Raw genomic sequence first — 15,225 nt, 5'->3', positions numbered from 1 at the left:
TGAAAAGTTATGTTTTTGTTACCAAATAGAATGCTCCCAACCGGGTGCGCTTTATCTGATAACCTGTAAATATTATATATAAAGCCGTTTAAACTTATCCGGTTTTATTTAATTGTTAAAATCTTCTTACGAATGTCCTGATCTTTGATCCAAAAGTTTCCTTTTCTGATTCGCTGGCCGTATTGTAAGAGCTGTAATAGCTATTGGTATAACCGTATCCGTAATTAAACTGATCGCGTTTAATACCGTTAAATACAAGTGTGAATTTAGGGAATCTTTCCGCAGAATCCACATCGTTGATAAATTGAAGTTCGTCTTTAAGGGTATGGCCCTGCCTGATCATGTATACTACTGCGTTGGCTGTCCGGGCAATAATATAGGCATCGGTCACCAGGTGAATCGGCGGCGAATCGATCAGGATATCGTCATAAGTTTCCTTTAGTTTATTGATCAGTTCATCCAGTTTATCTTTTTCCAGTAATTCAGATGGATTTGGCTGAATAGGGCCGCAACCTAAAACATCTAAACCCGGGATGCCTGAAGGCTGTATAAGTTTGGAGATATCGCTTGCTGTTTCTGATAGGTAATCACTGATACCGGGATGCTCCGGAGATAGGTTGAATACACCAGATATTTTAGGTTTACGCAGGTCCATTTCCAAAATAATGGTTTTTCTGGATGCGTACGCCAATGTAACCGCAAGGTTAGAACTTACAAAACTCTTGCCCTCACTGCCAATACTTGAGGTAAACAGGGTCACCCTGCCCGTTTCGCTGTTACCATGCAGGTGCGACAGGTTTGTACGTAGTACGCGGAACTGCTCACCAATGGCAAACTTGCCCCGGCCCTGCGTTACCACAATTGGGGTAGTGTCCTCCTGGTAAGAAAGCTCACCCAGGATAGGGACTTTAACAGCATCTTCAATTTGTCTGCGGTTGCTGATACGTTCGTTTAGGCTTTCACGGGCGTAGAGCAGGCCAATAGGGGCGGCTAAGCCCATTAACAAGGCAATGGCGTAAACTATCGCCGGTTTAGGCCACTTGGCTTTACCGGCATGTGCGTCATCCACAATTTCAGAATCTGATACGGTTGATGCATATCTCAATGAAACCGCTTCACGCTTTTCAAGCAGGAAAGCATATATTTTTTCTTTACTCTCGGTTTTGCGTTTCATGGTCGTATACTCCATGTCTTGCTCCGGTATTTTCTTCAGGCCGGATACGATACCGGATTGAAACTGACCAACTTGCTGCCGTATGGCCAATTGCGAAGCTTTCATGGTAGCAATTTTCTCTTTAAATGCCTTCCGGAGGGTTGCTAGCTGCTCGTTGATTGGATCAAACATGGGATTGGTCTCAGGCATGGTAGAGAGCATCTGCGCTTTTTTCAATTGCACATCTGTGATCTTATCATACAAGCCCATTAAGCTCGGGTCTGATAAATACGCACTGGTAGGGGGTAAGGCACCGGCATTTGTCGGAGAATTGATATTCTTTTCCAGGCCATCCAAAATTTTCAACTGCACATTAGCCTCATTTGTCGCCTTGATGTTAGCCTGGCTAATATCTCTAAAGCCTTGGCTTTGAGAGCTGATATCCGTCATGCCCTGGCTGCTTTTGAATCGCTGTATCGCTTTTTCGTCAATAGATAAGTTTTTATCTAAGGAATCGAGCCTTAAGGTGATGAAGTCGATCGCTTTTTGTGCATCCTTGTTTTTTGATGCCATGGCATCATCTTTATACTGAGCCATCAGCGAGTTTAAAATATCTTTTCCCCGTGCCGGTATTTGGTCGGAGGTGGATATGTTTACAAAGGGAGCGTCTTTGTTTTCCAGTTCTACCTTTACTTTCGCCTGGTAATCGTCGGCAGTTTGGTCTGGGTCACTTACGATGATGTTGATAGTTTCTCCCGTAAAATTGTTGAGGTTAAGAGTAGGCGTTAACTTCCAGATACCAAATTCGCTTTTTACAGGGCTACCGAATGCATAATCTTTATCCCCCAATTCATCATCAACAAGTGTGAAGGTTTTTGCATTCTTAATTACAATGTTTATTTTCTGGCCTTTACCGTCAATTGTCCCAACACTTTTTATATAAGAAAAGGTTACCGGTGTTTGTTTATATAAATCCGTTTTACTGCCACCCACTTTAGCCTGGTATGACACCCAGAGTTGCAGATCGTTAACCACTTTATACATCAGCTTTTTCGATTGCATCACTTCAATTTCGTTTTCAACGATAACCGGTGTACTGATCGGGTCCAGCTGCTGGTCGCTGCCACTTTTATTTATTACGGTACCTTCTGAACTTGTGGGCCCTTTAAACTCCAGCGTTGCAACTATAGGATAAGTAGGTTTTGTTGCCTTTAAATAAAAGTAAGCGCCTACGATGCATAAGATTACGCCTAACACAAACAACGGCCAGTGAAAAAGATATTTCTTTACAATATCCCCGGATGCCGATGTATCAGTTTCTCCTACAGGAAGTGTAAAGGTGGTAAGTTGCGTTTTTTGCTTGCTCATATAAAAATATTATCTGGTTAAGAGAATGGCGATAATTGATAAAACAGAAACTAACAACCCTGCGCGCTGAAAGGTAGAGCCATCATTGGCAGCACGCTGCTCGTTTGGTGTAACATAAATTACATCGTTCTTTTTCAAATAATAATACGGCGAATTAAAGAAGCTTTTTGATTTAAGATCGATAGGTACAAACAGTCTTTCACCATCAGTTTCTCTTATCAGCGTTATTTTCCTTACACCCGTAATGTTTAGATCGCCTGCAAGACTTAGCGCTTCTGTAAGCGTCACCTTTTCGTTTTGAATAACAAACGTACCCGGAGACTTAACATCGCCTAAAATTGATATTTTGAAATTTTGTATACGAACGTTAACATTTGGCTTTGTTAATACGGTAACCAACTTTTCCTCGAGAACCCTTGAAAACTCTGATGTGGTATAACCACTTGCTTTAACGCTTCCGATAAGCGGCAAATTAATTGCACCATCTTGTTTCACATAATAGCCGATAACCGCATTTTCCTGGGCTGTGCTCAAATTTCCGCCAGACCCAAAAGGCCGCTCCAGGTTATAATTGAAAATGGATGATGCCTCGGGACTTAAACTGTTAACGTGAATGGCTAGCAGGTCACCGTTCTGAATGGTAAGAGGAGTGTAATTAGTGATTTTTTCACGCGTAATAGAATCGCGGTTTAAATCTTGCAGGTAGGGTATGTTTTTGTAGGATGTGCAGGAAAAGTTAACAAAAAGCATAACCCCTAAAAAAATTGTAATAAGGTTTTTAAATTTCATATTTTATAATTTTCAATAGCTAAAATGTCAATAAATCTTTCAGGTAAACTTCAGTGATTTTTATTAAAAATGCCTTGAGTTAAAGTTTTTTATTTTTTTGGAAACTATACGTGAATGAAGATTAAAAGGTTTTGGTTTATGTACTAAAAGTTAAATTGATTCAAAGCAGAGGGAACAAGTATAAATTATTAAACATTATGCCGTTTAGCTGTGCGTCTATATTTGTTACTTTGATCATATATAATATGCGAAAATAGCAAAAAATATGAAATGATGAATTTTTAAACATATTTTTTGCTTACATTATAGGTTGTTGCCTGTTATATTTGCAAATTCTTGAATTTATATAATCCCAGATCAATTTTATCACATGGCCATATGTTAAATGCCGATCACATACTTGCAAATGCAGACGATTTTGGTCTCAATCCTTCCGTAAATAAAGCGATAGCATTTTGTTTCCAGCAGGGGTATATCAATAGTGCGTCTTTACTTACTAATACACCGGGTTTTGATGAAGCTGTGCAAATGATAAAGCAACACGTATATATCAAAAACATAGGGGTCCATATCAATTTTGCTGAGGGCAAGCCGCTCACCCCTGTTCATGCCGGTTTGTTAACTGCAAATGGTAACTGGAATTTAAAAGTTACCGGCAAGGCAGGTATTATCTTATCCAAATCGCAAAAAGTTGATCTTAAAAACGAACTGTTTGCCCAAATAAACAAGGCACTGTCGCAAGGTGTTGCTATTAACCATATCGATTCTCATTATCATTTACATACCCTTCCCGGCTTATTTAATATATTTTTGGATGCAGCTAAATATTTTAATTTAAAATTAAGGCTGGCCCAAACCTATCGCGAAAAGAGTTATCTCAAGTTTTGGTATCGGATGTATATAAATAACAGGATAATTACCGCCTGCCTCAATTACACGTATAGATTTGAAACAGTGGCTTTTTTTTTAGCAAATCAGCAGCATAAAACATCAAAAAGTATTACAGAGGTGATGCTCCATCCTTCGTTTGATGAACATGGCATACTTACAGACCATTATGATGCGGATACGATGGTCAATTGGATCAACTACATCAGGGCAACCGTATAGTATTTAAATACGTATTGTGGTAAAGCATCCCGATGTTTTGGCGATTTTCTGCATTACGCATAGCTGATTAGCTGTGCCCGGTTTAAGTGCTTTAATTAATTAAACGAAACGATATTTTCCCGCACATTGTCGGAAATTTTGTTGACGAGTGTTTTTGGGCAAACACGATATAGAAATAAGCTATGTGGAATAAATTTGTATTTTTGGATGCGGTCAGATAGATGTAAAAGCGTAAGTTAGTTTTTTTTGCAGATTGCTCTTTAGCATGGTTGACACAAGATACGCAAGCGATTGAATTTTATTAACGATATACGCAGCATTTTTTATATGTTTAGAGAAAGTATTTTAACCCAAACTAGTATTACTCCATATATTTCCGTTACAAATTTTTAAAGAAAAATGGATAAATACCAGACTTTAAAATTATTCGACTATTCTGTTTTTACCTCAAATTTAGATCAACTTGACATCAACCGGGATGCTAAGTTCATCATCAACACCCTTAACCAATATTGCTATATTATTGCAGAGCAAGATCCCGTTTACAAAAAAGCATTAATTGAGTCAGATTTATTATTGCCTGATGGTGTAGGTATAGTTGGTGCAGCCCGGATCTTGAAGAAAGCGAACATCAAAAAAATCGCCGGTGCAGATATGCATAATTACTTGCTCAATTTAATGAATACAGAATGCGGAAAGTGCTTTTATTTAGGGTCGTCGGACGAAACGCTGGATGGTATAAAAACGCGACTATCAGTAGAGTACCCAAATATTACGGTAGAAATCTATTCTCCGCCATTCAGTGAAAAATTTACGGATGCCGAAAATGCCGATATGGTGTCCCGTATCAATGAGTTTAAGCCAGATGTGTTGTTTGTAGGGATGACGGCCCCCAAACAAGAAAAGTGGGTTTATGAAAATAAAAATCAGCTTAATGCTAAAGTAATATGCTCGATAGGTGCGGTTTTCGATTTTTATTCTGAAACCGTTAAACGGCCCAGTAAGTTTTGGATCAACCTTGGTTTAGAATGGTTCATCCGCCTCTTGCATGAACCCAATCACCTTTGGCGCCGTTACTTGTTATACGGCCCTGTATTTATATACGTTGTGTTGAAAGAGAAGATGAAGCTTGTTTTTATCGGGCAAAAACAATTGGCCGACTAGCAAAAATACAGGTGCCCAGCCTGTTGTACTGAAAAGGATTGGTTCTCCCCCGGCCAATCCCAGATTTGAAATCCCTGCTATTACTATAATCTTTTTCTCAGTTTGTTGGTTATAAAGCAATACGGCTATTACAATAACTATGATAAACAGGCGCCTTTTATATTTAATTACGATGCTGTTGCCCGTTGCTGTATACGCCTTTTCCTTTGGCAAGCCACTGGTAAAGTCACAGCTAAGAATAGCCAAACCGCTCGTAATGCAAAACGTTCACGACAGGGTTATTAGCAACCTTGATATCACCGGTAAAACAGTGGATTGTATAAAGCTGAGCAATTGCCGCAACATCACCATCAAAAGCTGCAGGCTGCGTTATTCGGTAAAAAATGGCGTCAGTGTTTTAAACTGTAGTAACGTCACAATTGTCGACTGCTATTTTGAAAAAGTGGCTACCGGCGTTTATGCATTAAGTAGCAAAGCCGTTCTTGTAAATCACAATCAATTTAAAAATATGTGCGGGCCATTCCCACGCGGTCAATTTGTGCAATTTGATAGCGTAAGCGGCCCCGACAATCAAATTAATTATAATACCTGTGAGAATTTACCCGGGCAGAGCCATCCTGAAGATGCTATAAACCTTTATAAAACCTATGGAACTGAAGGGAGCCCGGTACAGGTAACTGGTAACCGCATCAGGGGCGGAGGACCAAGCAAAACCGGAGGTGGCATCATGTTGGGGGATTATGGCGGCGGGTACATTTTAGCAACAAATAATATACTGGTTAACCCCGGGCAGTACGGTATGGCCATAGCTGGCGGCAATAACATCAGCATGATCAACAATACCATTTATGGCAGGCGGCAACCCTTCACCAACGTGGGCATATACATCTGGAACCAGCATGCTGCAGGTTGCTCGCTCAATACCATAAGCGGTAACAAAATACGGTGGACCAGCGCCAAAGGAGAAAACAACCCCGGCTGGAACCAGGGCAACTGCAGCAAAACTTCAGGCTGGAGCACAAATATTTTCAACGCCAAAATAAAAGAGACGATCCTGCCCCAAAAACTTATCGATTAATTATTTGCGTATTTCCTTTAGCCGCTGATTATTTTAAAAAGCAAGTGCAGTGAATATCGGGTGCGGTAGTCCCGCTTTCCGTACAAGCCCGGCCGGCCTTTCGCGCGGTCTTACGCGCCGTGCTTTTCCTTCAATCGGGTTTAGTTGGGCAAGGCTTGTGCGTAGCTAGTCGGGGAGTTTGTGCCGGGCACGCCAAATTCACCGGAGGCTGTTTTTCTAAACGGCAATGCTTAACTTTACTTATCATGATCACTGAAAAAGAAACTACCGCGCTGAGTAAGTTATTAAGCCTTGTGCTTCGCCATCAGCCGGAAGCCATTGGCATCCGGCTTGACGAACAGGGATGGGTAGCCGTTGTGGAACTTATACATCAGGAAAATGCGCACGGTAAATTGCTAACGCCGGAGATACTGAGCCATGTTGTTGCTACTAATGCCAAAAAACGTTTTGCGTTTAACGGGGCCGGCGATATGATCCGCGCCAGTCAGGGCCATTCGGTTGACATTGAATTAGGCCTGCAGCCGCAAAAACCACCCGCCATGCTATACCACGGTACAGCGAGTCAATCGGTTAATAGTATATTGCAAACCGGGTTAGAAAAGCGCAGCCGCCAACACGTGCACCTAAGCGCCGAGATCGAAACCGCGCTGGTGGTAGGCAAACGCCACGGTAAGCCGGTAATATTTGAGGTGGATGCCCTGTCCCTGCATCAAAATGGCCACGTTTTTTACTTGTCAGCAAACGGCGTTTGGCTAACCGATGTGGTGCCACCTACCTATTTAAAATTGCAATAACAATGGATGAACTAAAGCAAATTAAACCGGAGTGGGTGCCGGAGGCCTACAGAGAGGTGAAAAAGGCTACTACAATCAAAATAGAAAGCGTTTTACCTGAATCTGCCGTTCTCAACCCATCACATAGTTTTAGAAAAAAAACCGTTAGAAGCCTGGTTGCAAAACGACGCAGAAAAGGTTAGGCATCATTGCTATACCACCCCGCAAATCAACGCCGCCAAACTCTTCACCTCTACAAAATCATCCTTTAGCAACTGCGTGTTTACATGCGAATCGGTGCAGATGAGCTTTTTGATGTAATTGCAATTCTTTAGCTTCTGCAGCCCATCGTTCACAAACAGCCCGTGGGTGCAAATAACAATAATATCATCAGCACCGGCTTCTTTGTAGGTTTTGGCCGCATTGATAATGCTGCCTCCCGAGCGGATCATATCATCATAAATGATCACCGTTTTGCCGGCTACATCTGCGTTGATGGCGCTTACCTCAGTATGGTCGCCTTTCATGCGGCGTTTCAGGATAAAAGCCGCATTTACCCCCATATCATTCGCCAGCGATTCCACCCATTTGGCCCTGCCGGCATCTGTGCTGGCCATAACAAAATTATCGCCGCCGTATTGCCGTGCAGCCTCAATTATCAGGTCTTTACAATAAACGTGTACGGGGTAAAGGTCGTGCTCAAAATAATACTGGATTCCTTCGGAATGCAGATCGAACAGGTATATCCGGTTACCCTTATTACTCCGCGGAATAGCGCTGAACAGCCTTGCCCGGGTTTTTGCGGTAACAATCTCGCGGGATAGCACCGCCCGCTCCATAGTAGAGTAGCCGAAATAGGGCACCACAAGTGTAAGCGAATTGGCGCCATAACTCACCAGCGAGGAAGCAAGGTCAAACAGTTCCAGTGTTGCTTCATCACTAACGGTTCCTCCTAAAAGTATCACTTCGCGATTGGCAATGTCGCTGATGATGCGCTGGTAGCGTTCACCATCTGTAAAAGTGCTTACCTCAACTTCGCCGCGTTCCAGCTCGCTGTAAGCCAGCATCTTTTCTGCCAGGTATGCATATGCTTTGATATGGAATAAGATCTTTTTCATCGTTTAATTTTTCAAATTGGCTTTCACCTGCTCAAAAGTAACCGGTTTGATGAGTGTACCATTCTCAAAAACGGTTTGCAGCTCGTCCGCCAGTTCCGGGTTATCATGCTGGTTTACGGTTTTAAAGATGCCATTAATTTTCACCAGTTTCAGCCTGCCACCTTTGCTCTTTTTAAAACTTTGTGTGATGTTGCCCTCCGCGTCCAGCTCGGTTGGGTGTTTTTCTACATTTATTTGTTTGCCATTAATCACAGCGCTGCTGCATTTCAGGGCAAACTTCTGCGTATCTCTATCTACCTTTTGTAATAGCGCACCGCCCATACCCAGTACCAGGTTTTCGGCGCTGATCTGGCGGGCCTTCAAGCTTTGGTACATTACTTTAATGGCATCGTAATTAACACCGTCGCCTTGTATAACCCTGATCTGCGGAGGGAGAACCTTGTAACCCTTATCATTAACCGTGTAACCGAATTTCTCGAATAGAATTTCGAAAACCCTGAGCAGGGTCATTACCGGGTCGCCGCTGTCCGGGCGGATCACAAGTGTACCCTTGCGGTTAAGGATCTGGTCCTTCAATTCGGTACCCCAGTATTCCTCGCAGGCACGGAAAATATTATAGCTATCGCTAACGCAGGCAATCGTACCGGTTGGGAAGGTATTGAGCACATGTTTAAAAACCTCCAGCTCGCCGGCCTGGCCCAGCAGGGTGCAAATACTATGTTCGGTTGCCGGGATGCTAAGGCCATAAACCTTTTCGGCGCTGTAATAGTTGCTGGCCATTAAAGATGCAGCCAAATTATCGCTGCCATTAAAACTGAGCAGGTGTGCTGCCCCACCCAATTTTGCGCTCTCCACACTGCTTACACCCCTAAAGCCAAAATCGTTCAGTATAAAATCGATCCCGGCCAGGCTGCCTTCCGTAGCGGTTTCGGCATAAAATTGGGTTATTACTTTGCGCACCTCATTGCTTAGCGTAGCCACAGTGCAGGGGTACCAGATCTGCATCAACAGGGTTTCTAAAAAATTGGTGAGCCAGTAGCATTCCGGGTCGGTGTTTTCAATGGTCATGAGGGCATTACCGGTGGGTACAGCGGTACCCTCGGCTACGGCTTTTATTACCACGGGCAGGTGACCATTGTATTTGTCAAGGATGTATTGGAATTTGCTTTTATCAAACACATCATCACGGCCAAATACCTGCGGTAAAAATTCTGCCGCTTCGTCCAAATCTATTTGGTTAAATGCCGGCCCCTGCAGGTATTCCATTAAAAAATATTGCAGACCGAAGAAAACGGTTTCGTCAAACATTCCGCCGCGGCTTTCCAGGTAGCTGTAAATATTGGTAGTGCCGGGCATGTATAATTTATGGTGAGCGTATTTGTAGGCATCAGCCAGGAGGATCAAATTTTCGCGTTTCATAGCCATTAGTTTTTAAGGTTGGTTGAAGCTATACTCTAGTTAGGAGAAATCAGAATGTTGAGTGTATTGAATATGTATTAAAGCCAATGGGATCACTTAAAACGCGCTTATTTTCGTTCTATCCATTAGTTTTTTGAAAATCATTGAGCACTTATGATTAATTGATGTTGCGTTTTATCGACAGTACAGATAAGCCCTCTTTGGATGTATATCCAAAAACTACAGCATCTACAGCTACTTTTATATTTTGGGAAACGGGCATAGTGCAAATGTAACCGGGATGACGCTGATTTATAAGATTAATTAGAATTTTAAGTTTCCGCACTTCCTCACGCAGGTGACCCTGCGGTTTAGCCCCCCTTCCAAATATCAGCCAAATTTTCCCGGCATAGGGATAGAAGTGGATACCGGCCCAGCGCTTAATGCCTGCGCCGTATGAACGCATAGCCTGACCCGGAGGGTATGCCCATCATTCCTTTCAGGTTATTTTTTTCCTGATCAGCCTTGCTAATTACTTAGAATGGTGTTTCGTTGCGCTTGTATTATTATGATGTTTTAAGAAAAAAAAATCTATCCAATAGTTAAAATCGTAAGTGGGTATACACTATTGGGGCAAATTATACCTCAAAATAAATGGATCTACGATTTTATGAGGTACAATGGCAAAGTGCTGGCGATGGTCATTCGCATGCGCAGATTAGATTTGAATTACTCACAGGATTATATTGCGGGGAAGTTGGGAATGTCGCAAAATGCGTATAGCAAGCTGGAACTTGGGCACACCGGTATTACCATCGGCAAATTTCTGGTGATATGCCAAGCGTTAGAATTACACCCTGGCGAATTGATTGGGTTGTATACAGATCGACTGCATCTGCCCGGCGAATAAGTTTTACGATATTAATATTACTAATGATTAATAATATTAATAAAGCGCTAAAACATATCCTGTTACATCTTTGTTCGTGCTTATTAATATACCAATTATAATTTCATGTTTAACGAAAAAGCTTTAGCAATGGTGGTGCGCGCCAGGCGACTGCAACTCAATTATACGCAGGAGTATGTTGCCTTTAAATTGAATTTGTCGCAAAATGCTTACAGCAAACTTGAGTTGGGTAATACTACTATTAGTGTTAGCCGCCTCTTTGAACTGTGTGAGGCGCTGGAAATAGATGCCTTAGAGTTGCTGCGGCCATTTTCACCACCACGGGTTGCCGCTATCGCGGTTTAACGAACGTTTGCATTTCTTTTTACAAATCCGTAGGTTATTTTATTGCGTATGTTATTTAACTACTGCTCATCCCCCCGGGTGGTAAGATAATTATAACCAATATTAAGATGAGATACAACGGAAAAGTACTTGCCCAGGCTATCCGCGAGAGGCGCCTGAAATTGAACTATACACAAGAGTATGTGGCTTCTCAATTGCATATTTCACAAAATGCATACAGCAAATTTGAATTGGGGTTTACAAACATTACGCTGGTTCGTTTTGTAGAACTTTGCAAAGCATTGGAAATTGATATGCAGGATATGTTACAACCCGTTTTAAAAGCGGCATAACTTTATTTATTAGTAAGTGTTTCTACCTCGGTAGCCACACCCACATATATGCCCATGCAATACTAATACCTCAGTTTTGCGTGGTTATCCCTGTTTATTTTAATACAAACCAATAAAATTTATAATATTTCTTGCAAAATCCATTTCCATTAACTTACTTTGGATCACAAAGTACTTTACAATGGAAGATAAAGATTTAATCGCCGAGATCAGCTCCATCCGCAACATCATGGAACGGAGCACCCGGTTTATTTCGCTCAGCGGTTTATCCGGTATTCTGGCCGGCATCTACGCGATGATAGGGGCATGGCTAGCTTATAAACTGATCTACATGGGAGATGATTCTGCTACCAATGTGGGTTATGATGAAATTTTAACCGGGCAGCTATTTTTGCTGGCCGCCGTGGTGCTGATACTCTCGGTAGCTACCGGTTTGTTGCTCACTGTGCGTAAGGCCCATAAAAAAGGGCAGCGCGTTTGGAACCAAAGCAGCCAGTCTTTGTTAATAAACGGGGCTATCCCGTTGGTAACCGGGGGGATATTTTCATTGATTATGCTGGAGCGGGGTTATTATGTTGTTGTTGCGCCCTGTACCTTAATATTTTATGGCCTTGCCCTTGTTGCCGCAAGTAAATATACCTTTGGCGATGTAAAATGGCTGGGCATATTTGATATTGCGCTGGGTTTATTAGCCGCGATTTTCCCGGGTTATGGTTTGTTTTTTTGGGCCTTTGGCTTCGGTGTACTGCACATATTGTACGGTACCATTATGCATTTTAAATACGATAGGTGAAAGTAACGTTAACTAATTTTGATAAGGCTTTTGAGAACCGCATCCGCTTACAGATCATGAGCGTACTGGTGGCCAACGAGAGCTATGACTTTAATTCACTAAAAGAACTGCTGGATGTAACCGACGGTAATCTGGCGTCGCACCTTAAGGCACTGGAGAAGGAGGAGTATATCACCGTGAACAAATCTTTTTTGGGGCGAAAGCCAAATACAAAGTATATGGCTTCGGCTTTGGGTGTACAGGCATTTAAAAAGCACCTGCAAGCACTTGAAAATTTAATAAAACAGCAGAAGATCTAATTTTTTTTATCCGTTAACTTTGAAATACAAAGTACTTTTAAATTAAGCAAAATATGAAAAAAATAATTGTTAACTATCTCTCAGACAAGCTTACGCTTGTTGGGTTTATTATGGTGATACTGTCCACCGCACTGTTTGTGCTGATGGACAGTTTTAAACTGGGAAAGGATCCTTTTGGCGCCTTTGTAATTAATTATTTAATGTCGGTGGGGTATCTTATCGCCGTATTTATCGTCACATTTAAACGCCATCGCGGGAAATTATCTGCAGGTAAAACCGAACATACGGCCTTATTACTGGTGCTGTGGTTCATCAGTGCTTTTGCCCTCAACCGCGAGATGAACGTATTTGATGACAGTGCCGACTGGCTCAGCATTTGGGTGGTAGCATCCAGCATTGCTGTTTTGCTGGCAGGTAATTATCGTTTGCTCAGTGGTGTTCCCCGGTACTTTACCTTCTTTTTTTTAGGCGCGGCCCTGCTGCTGTTTACCTACTATTCCTTTTATTTAATGCAGCTGTATATCATCAGCATTATCGGCTTACTGGCCCTTGGGATCTCGCTGCATAGTTATGTGCCGCTTTGCCTCGCCATCCTTACCGCCGGGATCATTATCAAAGCAGGCCGGCAAGATAAGATTGCCCTGTACACTGCCCTTGCTGGCTTTACGGTCCCTATTATTGCTGCGGTATTTTTCCTGGTCAGCTGGAATAATACCAATAGCCGGATCAACCTTATCATTAACCAAAATACATTAAACGAGGGCAAACTGCCGGCCTGGGTGGCGGTGAGTCAGCAGCTAGCGCCAACACCCGTTACCGAGCGCATACTGAAGGCAGGGCTGGTTTACCACGAGGTTACCGCAAGGGATAACTTCTTTTTCGGAGGCATGCCCAATCGTTCTTTTGATGAGAAAAAGGTGCACGACCCGCTGGTGGTGCTGGCCACCCTGTTTTTTGAGCGGCCAAATTTAAATGAGACCGAGCGCATCAACATTCTTAAAGCCATATACAATTCCCGCCACCAGGCGCAGGAAAGGCTTTGGAGCGGCGATGAACTGCAAACTATCAGCGTTATCAGTAACGTAAAACTATACCCCGAGTACCGGATGGCATATACCGAAAAAACGCTCACCGTGCGGAACAATAGCCGGTATGGCTGGAGCAACCAGGAAGCCATCTACACCTTTCATCTGCTTGAGGGATCCGTAGTAAGTTCATTATCACTTTGGATCAAGGGCAAGGAAGCCAAATCAAGGTTAACCACCAAAGCCAAAGCCGACTCTGCCTACCATCAAATAGTAGGGGTAGAGCAGCACGATCCATCTGTTGTGCATTGGCAGGAAGGCAATACCATCAGCGTGCGGGTTTTTCCTTGTACAACCGATGAAAACCGCAAATTCAGGTTGGGTATCACCAGTCCGTTAAGGCTAAACGGCAAGCGTTTGGTTTATGAGAATGCTTATTTTGATGGGCCGCAAGCCACGTCTGCTTTGGAAACCCTGCAGCTGAGCTTCAGCAATAAACTGGCTAAACTACAGCTACCCGCCATATTTAAACAAAGCGGTGCGGATGTTTACACTGCCGACCGGAACTATCAGCCCGGTTGGGAGATCAGCTGCGAGGCACCCGAACTGGCAAAAACTGCCTTTGCTTTTGCGGATAGCACCTATATGGTAAAAAACTTTGAGCCGCAATATGAAGCATTTAACCCGGCAGCCGTATACCTGGATGTAAACAGCGCCTGGACCAAAGATGAATTCCACGCTGTTTATAGTGCAGCAATGGATGCACCTGTATATGTTTATTACAACAAGCTGCTGCGATTGAAGCAGGAAAATATAGATGAACTGTATGAATTGCTGCGTAAGCAAAACTTCAGTCTTTTCCCGGTTAACGAGATTGCCCAGCCCGAACTGGCACTGCTCATCACGAAAGGCAAAGGCGAATCGCCAAACCTGAACGAACTGGAGGGCAGTGGTTTTGCGGTTGATTTGAGCCGCTATTTAAAAACGCCCAGGCATATCCGTATGTACAATATCGGCGATGGCTTAACGCCTTACTTAAAAACCTTAAAAGAACTGCGTGTTTTTAATTGTGCCGGTGGCACGGAGGAAAAATTGCTGACGATGCTGACCAGCAAACAGTTTCAGCGCGATCAGGAAAATGATAGTACAATAGTTATCAGCAACGCCGGGCTCATCATTCAAAAAGCGCCGGGCCTGAAAGCCGTGGATGCTCCTGATCACCTGCTGCGCCTGTTTGCCTACAACGATATCATGAAAAAGGTTGGTCCGGGTTATTTTATCCATAATTATGTTCAGCCCGAAACCATCCGCGAGGCAGAACAAGCCTACGTGGTTTCTCCTGTATCGAGCATGATCGTACTGGAAACGCAGGAAGATTATAAGCGCTTTGGTATAGACGAGAATAAAGACAGCCTGAAGAATGCCTCTATGAAATCATCCGGGGCCGTCCCCGAACCACAGGAGTGGATGCTGATCATCCTGGCAACAAGCATCGTAGGTATGTTTATTTACCGGGGAAAAAGGGGCGTGCCGCAATGGTAGCATTTCAAAATGAATATGTTGTGCCGGG

The 15,225-nt window shown here is 43.0% G+C and carries 16 protein-coding genes; 11 read left to right on the top strand and 5 right to left on the bottom strand.

What is annotated here, in order from left to right; translation table 11 throughout:
- Positions 1 to 115: 115 nt before the first annotated feature.
- Both A0256_22660 and A0256_22655 read right to left on the bottom strand, forming a co-directional pair.
- Positions 116 to 2,521, bottom strand: a complete 2,406-nt coding sequence (locus A0256_22660) for a hypothetical protein (GenBank protein ID AMR34046.1) — start codon at positions 2,519 to 2,521, stop codon at positions 116 to 118.
- Between the two features lie 9 nt (positions 2,522 to 2,530).
- Positions 2,531 to 3,310: a hypothetical protein gene (locus A0256_22655; GenBank protein AMR34045.1), complete on the bottom strand. Its 780-nt coding sequence runs from the start codon at positions 3,308 to 3,310 to the stop codon at positions 2,531 to 2,533.
- Between the two features lie 378 nt (positions 3,311 to 3,688).
- Between A0256_22655 and A0256_22650 the strand changes: the two genes are divergently transcribed.
- From A0256_22650 to A0256_22630, 5 genes are all read left to right on the top strand, one after another.
- Positions 3,689 to 4,420, top strand: a complete 732-nt coding sequence (locus tag A0256_22650; protein AMR34044.1) for a hypothetical protein — start codon at positions 3,689 to 3,691, stop codon at positions 4,418 to 4,420.
- Positions 4,421 to 4,819: 399 nt separating this feature from the next.
- The gene (locus A0256_22645; GenBank protein AMR34043.1) at positions 4,820 to 5,584 is read left to right on the top strand and encodes an N-acetylglucosaminyldiphospho-UDP N-acetyl-beta-D-mannosaminyltransferase; all 765 of its coding nucleotides are present in this window, start codon (positions 4,820 to 4,822) and stop codon (positions 5,582 to 5,584) included.
- Between the two features lie 139 nt (positions 5,585 to 5,723).
- Positions 5,724 to 6,662 (top strand): hypothetical protein, encoded by a 939-nt coding sequence (locus A0256_22640; protein ID AMR34042.1) that lies wholly within the window; start codon positions 5,724 to 5,726, stop codon positions 6,660 to 6,662.
- Between the two features lie 245 nt (positions 6,663 to 6,907).
- A complete protein-coding gene (locus A0256_22635; protein ID AMR34041.1) occupies positions 6,908 to 7,456 on the top strand; it encodes an RNA 2'-phosphotransferase in 549 nt (182 codons plus the stop codon).
- A 2-nt stretch (positions 7,457 to 7,458) separates the two neighbouring features.
- A complete protein-coding gene (locus tag A0256_22630; protein AMR34040.1) occupies positions 7,459 to 7,638 on the top strand; it encodes a hypothetical protein in 180 nt (59 codons plus the stop codon).
- Between the two features lie 9 nt (positions 7,639 to 7,647).
- Here the strand turns inward: A0256_22630 and A0256_22625 are convergent, their stop codons facing one another.
- The 3 genes from A0256_22625 to A0256_22615 all read right to left on the bottom strand — a co-directional run bounded on the left by A0256_22625 (position 7,648) and on the right by A0256_22615 (position 10,417).
- Complete coding sequence (locus tag A0256_22625; GenBank protein AMR34039.1) at positions 7,648 to 8,553, bottom strand: ribose-phosphate pyrophosphokinase; 906 nt, start codon at positions 8,551 to 8,553, stop codon at positions 7,648 to 7,650.
- Positions 8,554 to 8,556: 3 nt separating this feature from the next.
- Positions 8,557 to 9,972, bottom strand: a complete 1,416-nt coding sequence (locus A0256_22620) for a nicotinate phosphoribosyltransferase (protein AMR34653.1) — start codon at positions 9,970 to 9,972, stop codon at positions 8,557 to 8,559.
- Positions 9,973 to 10,129: 157 nt separating this feature from the next.
- Positions 10,130 to 10,417 (bottom strand): hypothetical protein, encoded by a 288-nt coding sequence (locus tag A0256_22615; GenBank protein AMR34038.1) that lies wholly within the window; start codon positions 10,415 to 10,417, stop codon positions 10,130 to 10,132.
- A gap of 204 nt (positions 10,418 to 10,621) precedes the next feature.
- On the opposite strand from A0256_22615, the gene A0256_22610 reads away from it, so the two are divergent.
- From A0256_22610 to A0256_22585, 6 genes are all read left to right on the top strand, one after another.
- Complete coding sequence (locus A0256_22610; protein AMR34037.1) at positions 10,622 to 10,861, top strand: hypothetical protein; 240 nt, start codon at positions 10,622 to 10,624, stop codon at positions 10,859 to 10,861.
- Positions 10,862 to 10,966: 105 nt separating this feature from the next.
- Positions 10,967 to 11,206: a hypothetical protein gene (locus A0256_22605; protein AMR34036.1), complete on the top strand. Its 240-nt coding sequence runs from the start codon at positions 10,967 to 10,969 to the stop codon at positions 11,204 to 11,206.
- 107 nt (positions 11,207 to 11,313) lie between these two features.
- Positions 11,314 to 11,538 carry a hypothetical protein gene (locus A0256_22600; GenBank protein ID AMR34035.1) on the top strand — a complete coding sequence of 75 codons (225 nt, stop codon included), beginning with the start codon at positions 11,314 to 11,316 and terminating at the stop codon, positions 11,536 to 11,538.
- Positions 11,539 to 11,719: 181 nt separating this feature from the next.
- A complete protein-coding gene (locus A0256_22595) occupies positions 11,720 to 12,331 on the top strand; it encodes a hypothetical protein (GenBank protein ID AMR34034.1) in 612 nt (203 codons plus the stop codon).
- On the top strand, positions 12,328 to 12,630 hold the full coding sequence (locus A0256_22590) for a transcriptional regulator (protein AMR34033.1): 303 nt from the start codon (positions 12,328 to 12,330) through the stop codon (positions 12,628 to 12,630). Before A0256_22595 ends, A0256_22590 begins: the two co-directional genes overlap by 4 nt.
- A gap of 53 nt (positions 12,631 to 12,683) precedes the next feature.
- Positions 12,684 to 15,197: a hypothetical protein gene (locus tag A0256_22585; GenBank protein ID AMR34032.1), complete on the top strand. Its 2,514-nt coding sequence runs from the start codon at positions 12,684 to 12,686 to the stop codon at positions 15,195 to 15,197.
- The last annotated feature ends 28 nt before the right edge of the window (positions 15,198 to 15,225 follow it).

It is taken from the genome of Mucilaginibacter sp. PAMC 26640 (assembly GCA_001596135.1).
Lineage (GTDB): Bacteria > Bacteroidota > Bacteroidia > Sphingobacteriales > Sphingobacteriaceae > Mucilaginibacter.
The sequence above is the reverse complement of the archived record's forward strand: the minus strand, read 5'-3'. Positions and strand labels throughout refer to the sequence as shown.